This is a genomic window from Haemophilus sp. CCUG 66565, assembly GCF_001679495.1.
Taxonomy (GTDB): domain Bacteria; phylum Pseudomonadota; class Gammaproteobacteria; order Enterobacterales; family Pasteurellaceae; genus Haemophilus; species Haemophilus haemolyticus_K.
On record NZ_LZOX01000011.1, the window covers coordinates 24,715 to 33,233 of the forward strand.

At 36.0% G+C, this 8,519-nt stretch carries 9 protein-coding genes and 1 rRNA gene; 9 read left to right on the top strand and 1 reads right to left on the bottom strand.

Annotated elements, in window-relative coordinates; all coding sequences use genetic code 11:
* A complete protein-coding gene (locus A9501_RS03380; RefSeq protein WP_005625865.1) occupies positions 1-990 on the top strand; it encodes a DNA-directed RNA polymerase subunit alpha in 990 nt (329 codons plus the stop codon).
* Positions 991-1,030: 40 nt separating this feature from the next.
* Positions 1,031-1,417 carry a 50S ribosomal protein L17 gene (gene rplQ / locus A9501_RS03385; protein WP_065264904.1) on the top strand — a complete coding sequence of 129 codons (387 nt, stop codon included), beginning with the start codon at positions 1,031-1,033 and terminating at the stop codon, positions 1,415-1,417.
* Positions 1,418-1,556: 139 nt separating this feature from the next.
* Here rplQ and lpxH read toward each other — a convergent pair whose 3' ends face one another.
* Positions 1,557-2,267 (bottom strand): UDP-2,3-diacylglucosamine diphosphatase, encoded by a 711-nt coding sequence (gene lpxH / locus A9501_RS03390; protein ID WP_048952552.1) that lies wholly within the window; start codon positions 2,265-2,267, stop codon positions 1,557-1,559.
* 127 nt (positions 2,268-2,394) lie between these two features.
* On the opposite strand from lpxH, the gene A9501_RS03395 reads away from it, so the two are divergent.
* The 7 genes from A9501_RS03395 to A9501_RS03425 form a co-directional block, all read left to right on the top strand.
* Positions 2,395-3,117, top strand: a complete 723-nt coding sequence (locus A9501_RS03395) for a 1-acylglycerol-3-phosphate O-acyltransferase (protein WP_048952553.1) — start codon at positions 2,395-2,397, stop codon at positions 3,115-3,117.
* Position 3,118: 1 nt separating this feature from the next.
* Positions 3,119-4,528 carry a multicopper oxidase domain-containing protein gene (locus tag A9501_RS03400; protein WP_065264905.1) on the top strand — a complete coding sequence of 470 codons (1,410 nt, stop codon included), beginning with the start codon at positions 3,119-3,121 and terminating at the stop codon, positions 4,526-4,528.
* A 70-nt stretch (positions 4,529-4,598) separates the two neighbouring features.
* Positions 4,599-5,072, top strand: a complete 474-nt coding sequence (locus tag A9501_RS03405; protein WP_257006483.1) for a hypothetical protein — start codon at positions 4,599-4,601, stop codon at positions 5,070-5,072.
* 111 nt (positions 5,073-5,183) lie between these two features.
* On the top strand, positions 5,184-5,795 hold the full coding sequence (locus A9501_RS03410; protein WP_065264906.1) for a YigZ family protein: 612 nt from the start codon (positions 5,184-5,186) through the stop codon (positions 5,793-5,795).
* 10 nt (positions 5,796-5,805) lie between these two features.
* Positions 5,806-7,269: a TrkH family potassium uptake protein gene (locus A9501_RS03415; RefSeq protein WP_065264907.1), complete on the top strand. Its 1,464-nt coding sequence runs from the start codon at positions 5,806-5,808 to the stop codon at positions 7,267-7,269.
* Positions 7,269-7,784 carry a menaquinone-dependent protoporphyrinogen IX dehydrogenase gene (gene hemG / locus A9501_RS03420; protein ID WP_065264908.1) on the top strand — a complete coding sequence of 172 codons (516 nt, stop codon included), beginning with the start codon at positions 7,269-7,271 and terminating at the stop codon, positions 7,782-7,784. The genes A9501_RS03415 and hemG overlap by 1 nt, the downstream gene beginning before the upstream one ends.
* Positions 7,785-8,119: 335 nt before the next feature.
* Positions 8,120-8,519 (top strand): 16S ribosomal RNA (locus A9501_RS03425); the annotation flags it as partial.

Below are 8,519 nucleotides of genomic sequence, written 5' to 3' on the forward strand. Positions count from 1 at the left end.
ATGCAGGGTTCTGTTACAGAATTTTTAAAACCACGTTTAGTAGATATTGAACAAATTAGTTCAACTCATGCTAAAGTGATCTTAGAGCCGTTAGAGCGTGGTTTTGGCCATACTCTAGGTAATGCATTACGTCGTATCCTTCTGTCTTCAATGCCAGGTTGTGCTGTAACTGAAGTGGAAATTGATGGCGTATTGCACGAATATAGTAGTAAGGAAGGTGTTCAAGAAGATATTCTTGAAGTTCTTTTAAACCTTAAAGGTCTAGCGGTTAAAGTACAGAATAAAGATGATGTTATTCTGACACTAAATAAATCTGGAATTGGCCCTGTTGTTGCAGCGGATATCACCCATGATGGTGATGTTGAAATTGTGAATCCGAATCATGTAATCTGTCACTTAACTGACGAAAATGCATCAATCAGTATGCGTATTCGAGTTCAGCGTGGTAGAGGATATGTTCCAGCTTCAGCTCGCACTCATAGTCAAGCAGAGGAGCGTCCAATTGGCCGCTTACTTGTTGACGCTTGTTACAGCCCAGTTGATCGCATTGCATATAATGTTGAAGCAGCTCGTGTTGAACAACGTACTGATCTAGATAAACTTGTTATTGAGTTAGAAACTAATGGTACGCTTGAGCCTGAAGAAGCAATTCGTCGTGCTGCAACAATCTTAGCAGAGCAACTCGATGCATTCGTTGATTTGCGTGATGTTCGTCAACCTGAAATTAAGGAAGAAAAACCGGAATTTGATCCGATTTTATTACGTCCTGTAGATGATTTAGAGTTGACAGTTCGTTCTGCTAACTGTTTGAAAGCAGAAACAATTCATTATATCGGTGATTTAGTACAACGTACAGAAGTTGAATTATTAAAAACACCTAATCTTGGTAAGAAATCTCTTACTGAAATTAAGGATGTGCTCGCTTCACGTGGCTTGTCACTTGGTATGCGCCTTGAAAATTGGCCACCAGCAAGTATTGCTGAAGACTAGTTTGGTCATAGGTTAAGATTTTTCTGAGAAGGATAAGATCATGCGCCATCGTAAGAGTGGTCGTCAACTAAACCGTAATAGCAGCCATCGCCAAGCGATGTTTCGTAACTTAGCAAGTGCTTTAGTTAGTCATGAAATCATTAAGACTACTTTGCCTAAAGCTAAAGAATTACGCCGTGTAGTTGAACCGTTAATTACATTAGCAAAAGTAGATAGCGTTGCAAACCGTCGTTTAGCATTCGCTCGTACTCGCAACGTTGAAACTGTTGCAAAATTATTCAATGAATTAGGTCCACGTTTTGCTCAACGTGCAGGTGGCTACACTCGCATCTTGAAATGTGGTTTCCGTGCAGGTGATAATGCTCCAATGGCATATATTGAGCTAGTTGATCGCCCAGAAGTTGTTGATACAGCATCTGCGGAATAGTAGTTGATATTTTAAGAAAAACCCACTTTATAGTGGGTTTTTTTATATATTTAGAGAATTAATGATATAAAGTAGAAGAGCGTTAGTTTCTAATATGTTTTTATGGATTTTTAGAAAATTATTTAATAGTCCATGATTATTATTTCTTAAAATGAATGAGAGAATCTTCTCTTAACTCTAAGATAGATGCATATTCCTTGCGCCAGTCTCCCAGCACAATTCTAGTCATTCCCTCTTCTTTATGAATATTTTCTCTATGGGTATGTCCGTGAATTAGCAAATCCACATTAAACTCCTGCATTTTTTGTATAGTGAATGTTTTATTTACATCCATGATTTTTACTGATTTTTTTTGTTTATCTTGATTACTTTTAGAGCGGATTTTTTCAGCAATTTTTATTCGAAGTTTTAATGGTAAACATAGAAATGTTCGTTGTAGCCACTTATTATTAACTTTGTTACGAAATTTCTGATAGGCAGTGTCATCAATACAAAGGCTATCACCATGACATAGTAAGATATTTTTTCCGTAAAGATTGATGAGCTTGTATTCTGGTAATAATTCAACTCCCGTTTCTTTTGAAAAACGCTCTCCAATAAGAAAATCGCGATTTCCATGTTGGAAATAACATTGCACTCCTTTATCATGCAAGGATTTGAGTAGGTTCTTTATTTTTATAATTAGTGGGGACTGTTCATCATCACCAACCCAGAAATCGAATAAATCACCTAATATATAAACTTGTTCAGTTTCTGGTTCGATGTTTTGTATAAAGCTTATAAAAAGTGCGGTTAATTCAGGTTTTGTTTCACTTAAATGCAAATCAGAAATAAAATAAGAATGTTTCATAAATATTCCATTAATCTCTTCTAGATAGACGTAAACTATAACTTAATTTGTTATAATTTGAAAAATATAACTATATTTTAGTTTATTAACTATAGATGTGAATTAAAAAATTAAATAGGATCAAGATATGTTAAAACTGCTTAGAATTTTTATTGTTACAGTTTGTTGTATTCTGATTTGTGTATTGGGTACAGTTTATTCATTTATTAGGTTTAAAAATCCGAGTAATGTAGGGATTATGGCTCGTTGGTTTGGGCGCTTACATCCGTTGTTTGGTTTGAAAGTAGAATATCGTTTTCCAAATTCTATCAATAAATTAAGTCCAGCTATTTATATTGGCAATCATCAAAATAATTATGATATGGTGACGATATCTTATATGGTTCGTCCGAGAACTGTGAGTGTTGGTAAGAAAAGTTTAATTTGGATTCCTTTTTTTGGGATCCTATATTGGATTACAGGTAATATATTTTTAGATCGTGAGAATCGGACTAAAGCTCATAGTACTATGGCGCAACTTGCTCACCGGATTAATGAAGACAATTTGTCTATTTGGATGTTTCCAGAGGGTACTCGTAGTCGAGGCCGTGGGTTATTGCCTTTTAAGACAGGGGCGTTTCATGCAGCAATTTCTGCGGGGGTACCAATTATTCCAGTTGTTTGTTCAACAACACACAATAAAATTAATTTAAATCGTTGGAATAATGGAATAGTGATTTGTGAAATGTTAGATCCTATTGATGTTTCAGGTTACAATAAAGATAATGTGCGTGATCTTGCTACTTATTGTCATGATTTGATGGAGAAACGCATTGCTGAACTAGATATGGAAATTGCGAAAAGGAATTAAAATGCAAACTTTCTCTCGTCGTCAATTATTAAAAAATACTACTATTTCAGCTGCACTTTTTAGTTTACCAATGCCATTATGGGCTGCTGTACGTGATAAATTAATTGTTCCACCTTTGATAGAAGTTCGTCGAGGACGTCCAATAGTGCTTACTATGCAGGAAGTTAATTATGAATTAGATGGAAAGCATAATGTAACAGCATGGGGATTCAATGGCAATTATTTGGGGCCAACGATAAAAATCAAATCAACTAATTTTGCCAAACTAAATTACCATAATAATTTGCCGCAATCGATAGCTTTGTCCATTCAAGGGTTGCAGGCTTCAGGGGAGCTCTTTGGAGGTGCTGCTCGGGTATTAAAAAAAGACGAGACTTGGGCTCCGATAGTACCGATTGAGCAAGCTGCGGCAACGTGTTGGTACCGTTCTTCTATATTAGCGAATTCGGCTTATCAAACATACCGAGGGCTTGTAGGAATGTGGTTAGTTGAAGATGAGCAAAGTATTCAGGCAAATATTCCTCATAAATATGGTGTAGATGATATCCCTTTGATTTTACAGGATATGTCATTTAGTAGTAATGGCCTTCAACTTTTTAAGCAAAATCAACCAAATTTTGTTGGAAATCGTTTATTAGTTAACGGTATAGAAGCACCCTATTTAAACGTTGTTCGTGGTTGGGTTCGTTTACGATTATTAAATGCATCTTTAGCGCGAGCTTATGATTTACGTCTAGATAATGAGCAGAGTATGCTATTGATTGCTAAGGATCTGGGGTTTTTACCTAAGGCAAAAAGTATTCAGTCTGTGATTCTTGCTCCAGGAGAACGAGTTGAAGTACTTATTAATATGAGTGAGGTTGATTCTGTTTCATTGATTGATGGTAAAAAACGAGACGTGTTAGATAAGATAAAAAATATTTTTAGCAGTGGTGATGATTTACTGGATAATACAGTTATTGAGTTACGAGCACAAGGTGAAGCTACAGTTTTTAGCAAGACATTAAATCTTACTTTTGATACAGATGCACCAGAAATGTTAGTTCAATCTATAGCGCAAATTCGTGAGTTCAATATTGATGTGACGAATGGGCTAATTAATCAAAGACGTTTTGACCCTAGAAGAATTGATGTAGTGGTTCGAAAAGGTACGGTAGAGCGTTGGATTTTAAATGCTAATTTACCTGTGGGGTTTACTATTCAGGGGGCAAAATTTGTCGTAGAAAGTCAGGATGATCATATTTATCAAGCGGATGAGTTAGCCTGGAAAGATACTGTTTGGGTAAAAGGAAAAACACATATATTAGTTCGGTTTGATCAGGTTTCTTCAAATAATTACCCATTTTTATTTGGTGTATCGAATTTAATGTTAGCTGATATGGGATGTATTGGTGTTATGGTTGTTCAGTAAGTGAAATGAAAGTGCGGTAGATTTTTGTGCGATTTTTTGTATAATCAGTACCTCTATTAAGAGGGATATAATGATGAAAAAAGCTTTAATTATTGCTGCATTATCAGCAAGTCTAAGTGCTCAGGTGGCTCTTTCTGAAACACCAAATGCTCAAGAACAACAATCTCGTCTTTATTTAGGTGTTTATGATGTATCAAGTAAACTGCCAGTTTTATTGGATAAATTAGAAATTTCACGTTCTTCTAAAAAACAACAATTATGCTGGCAAATAAATGGCTCATTTGGAAAGAAAGTTCAAGCCACAGAGATTTTTACATCTCCAGCTAAAGCAAATTTTTATATTTCATCAGATATAGGAATGGTAACTTCATCTGAAGATAAAAAAACACATACAATAACGAGTCAGCGCGATTCCTTAAACGATGGGAAATTAGTAATAAATTGTTGGAGTTTTGATCAAAAAGATCCTCGAGGTAAATATACTATCTTTATTAAGTTAGGAGAGATGGAATATGGTCCTTTAACATTTACGGTTGTAAAATAATTAGATGATAACCCAGGTTTTACTGGGTTTTTTATTACTGTGAATATATTGTATTTGATAAATTACTTGTTTTAGTGACGGCTGATGTAATTAAAAATGAACAAAAATAATATGTCTGCGTATCTTGTTCCTAAAAGTGCGGTTATTTTTGAAGAAGAAATTAAGAAAAGCCGTTTTATCACTTATTTACAGAGGACTACAGGGATCGCTGAAGCTAAAGCTTTTTTGGAAGAGATTAAACGAGAACATAGAGCAGCGCGCCATCATTGTTGGGCTGCGGTAATGGGAAATCCAGTAGATTCTTTACAATTTGCTTTTTCTGATGATGGCGAACCATCAGGTACGGCGGGTAAACCAATGCTTAGTGTTCTTCAAGGCAGTAATATTGGTGAAATTAGCGCTATAGTGGTACGTTATTATGGTGGAATTTTGTTAGGTACAGGAGGATTAGTTAGAGCCTATAGTAATGGAGTACAGCAAGCATTGAAATTATTAGAAACAGAAATAAGAGTAGAACGTTCCCTTTTTGGTTTAGATTGTCATTATAGTCAATTGAGTCTAGTACAGTTACTTTGTGATAAGTATGAAGTAGAAATATTAGCTCAAAATTTTCAGTCCCAAGTATTTTTAACATTGGGTATTAGTAAACAAACGGTTGAATCTTTTGTTAGAGAATTGAGAGATAAATCAATGGGAAAACTAGTGATTAAATCAATTGAATAGGCGAATAACTGTGCATATTTTATCTATAATACGAATTATTGGTATCCTGATTATCTGTTTTTCCGGAACGATGCTTATTCCGGCATTCATTGCATTGATTTATGGTGATGGAGGCGGAAAAGCTTTCATACAGGCATTTACTTTTAGCTTGACTGTTGGAGTACTGCTCTGGTGGCCTTGCCATCACTATAAACAAGAATTGCGTTCTCGTGATGGTTTTTTTATTGTTGTCGCATTTTGGTTTGTTCTAGGTGGTTTAGCAACGTTACCATTTTTATTATTTGATGCACTAAATTTAACAGTTGCTTCAGCAGCATTTGAAGCCTTTTCTGGATTAACGACAACTGGTGCAACAGTAATGAGAGGATTGGATAACCTTCCAAAAGCGATGTTATTTTATCGTCAATTTTTGCAATGGCTTGGTGGAATGGGAATTATTGTACTCGCAATAGCTATCATTCCATTATTAGGTGTGGGGGGGATGCAACTTTATAGAGCTGAAATGTCGGGGCCAATGAAAGAACAAAAAATTAGACCAAGGATTACTGAAACAGCAAAAGTTCTTTGGGTAATTTATATTTCTTTAACTGTTTTTTGTGCATTAGCATATTGGTTGGCTGGGATGGGAGTTTTTGATGCTATAACTCATAGCTTTTCTACTGTTTCAATCGGTGGCTTTTCAACTCATGATGCGAGTATCGGCTATTTCAATAGTCCATTAGTTAATTTGATCACCGTATTATTTTTACTGATTTCCGCCTGTAATTTTGGATTACACTTTCGTGCGTTTTCGACCATTGGCCATGAGAATTTTTTTAAGATTTATCTACGTGACCCTGAATTTCGTTTTTTTATAAGTATCCAGACTATACTAGTAATAATCTGTACATTAGTGATGTGGAGTCATAATTATTTTACTTCATCCTGGAAAGATTTTGAGCAAGTATTGTTCCAGACGGTATCTATTTCAACGACAACGGGCTATACAACTTCTGATTTCACTGTTTGGCCTTCTTTTGTACCTGTTCTTTTAATATTGGCTTCATTTATGGGCGGTTGTGCTGGATCTGTCGGTGGTGGTTTACGTGTTGCGCGTATACTTGTACTGTATTTACAAGGGAAACGAGAACTTAAACGTGTTGTTCACCCTAATTTAGTTTATCCTATCAAGTGGGGAAGAAATGTGTTAGATGAAAGAGTGATTGGTAGTATTTGGGCATTCTTTTCAGCTTATCTTCTAGTGTTTATTATCTGTTTACTTGGTGTCGTTGCTTGTGGTGTTGAGCCTTTTAATGCCTTTAATGCTGTATTGGCAACCTTAAATAATTTAGGGCCAGCACTAGGGGAAGTAAATAGTAATATGGTGAGTATACCCGATAGTGCTAAGTGGATTTTAATTATCGCGATGGTATGTGGGCGACTTGAAATTTTTACTCTTCTCGCTTTATTTACACCTACTTTTTGGAAAAACTAATGAAAACGTTAATATTATATTCAAGCCATGATGGGCAGACGAAAAAAATTGCTGACTTTTTATCTAGATATATTGACGGAGAGGTTTATATAGATGCATTAATGGAAAATTATACGATTGAGTCTTTTGATCGTGTAATAGTTGGTGCATCTATACGATATGGGCACTTTAATAAAGCGCTTTATCGCTTTGTTGAAAGCAATCGTTATCAACTTGAACAAAAAAGTGCGGTTTTTTTTGGGGTTAATTTAACTGCTCGTAAAGAGGGCAAAGATAATCCAGAAAGTAATACTTATGTACGTAAATTTTTACAACGTACAGAATGGAAACCTAAATTAGCCGCAGTATTTGCAGGTGCACTCTTTTATCCACGATACAGATGGATTGATCGTGTTATGATTCAGATTATTATGAAAATTACTGGTGGCGAGACAGATCCTAAGAAAGAGATCGAATATACAAATTGGGATAATGTGAAGAAATTCGCTAATCAAATTAATGAAATGGGCGTTTAGCTTTGGAGAAAAATTTATATAAATTGATTGAGGTTTAATCAAAAGATCATTTTTTAAATATTTTTACAAAAAAAGTACTTGCAAGGGTTTTGAAAATCCCTATAATGCACCGCACACAACGACGCACTGTTGTGAAGTATTTAAGTTTACAAGTGCGTCGTTGTTTTTTGCTCTTTAACAATATATCAGACAATCTGTGTGGGCACTTGTTGATTGACTTGTTTTTAAAATATTTTTAATTTTGAAGTCTTAATAGGTGCTTAACTGAAAATTCATAATTACTTTTTAAGTAGTGTTTTATTTATAGCTAAGCAGTTTATTGAGCGATTGAACTTGAATTGAAGAGTTTGATCATGGCTCAGATTGAACGCTGGCGGCAGGCTTAACACATGCAAGTCGAACGGTAGCAGGAGAAAGCTTGCTTTCTTGCTGACGAGTGGCGGACGGGTGAGTAATGCTTGGGAATCTGGCTTATGGAGGGGGATAACTACGGGAAACTGTAGCTAATACCGCGTAGAATCGGAAGATGAAAGTGCGGGACCGCAAGGCCGCATGCCATGAGATGAGCCCAAGTGGGATTAGGTAGTTGGTGGGGTAAAGGCCTACCAAGCCTGCGATCTCTAGCTGGTCTGAGAGGATGACCAGCCACACTGGAACTGAGACACGGTCCAGACTCCTACGGGAGGCAGCAGTGGGGAATATTGCGCAATGGGGGCAACCCTGACGCAGCCATGC

What these genes read in the sequence shown, in the direction of transcription:
- lpxH (WP_048952552.1), bottom strand. Translation starts at nt 2,267, where the DNA reads ATGAAACATTCTTATTTTATTTCTGATTTGCATTTAAGTGAAACAAAA.
- A9501_RS03405 (WP_257006483.1), top strand. Translation starts at nt 4,599, where the DNA reads ATGATGAAAAAAGCTTTAATTATTGCTGCATTATCAGCAAGTCTAAGT.
- A9501_RS03400 (WP_065264905.1), top strand. Translation starts at nt 3,119, where the DNA reads ATGCAAACTTTCTCTCGTCGTCAATTATTAAAAAATACTACTATTTCA.
- hemG (WP_065264908.1), top strand. Translation starts at nt 7,269, where the DNA reads ATGAAAACGTTAATATTATATTCAAGCCATGATGGGCAGACGAAAAAA.
- A9501_RS03395 (WP_048952553.1), top strand. Translation starts at nt 2,395, where the DNA reads ATGTTAAAACTGCTTAGAATTTTTATTGTTACAGTTTGTTGTATTCTG.
- rplQ (WP_065264904.1), top strand. Translation starts at nt 1,031, where the DNA reads ATGCGCCATCGTAAGAGTGGTCGTCAACTAAACCGTAATAGCAGCCAT.
- A9501_RS03380 (WP_005625865.1), top strand. Translation starts at nt 1, where the DNA reads ATGCAGGGTTCTGTTACAGAATTTTTAAAACCACGTTTAGTAGATATT.
- A9501_RS03410 (WP_065264906.1), top strand. Translation starts at nt 5,184, where the DNA reads ATGTCTGCGTATCTTGTTCCTAAAAGTGCGGTTATTTTTGAAGAAGAA.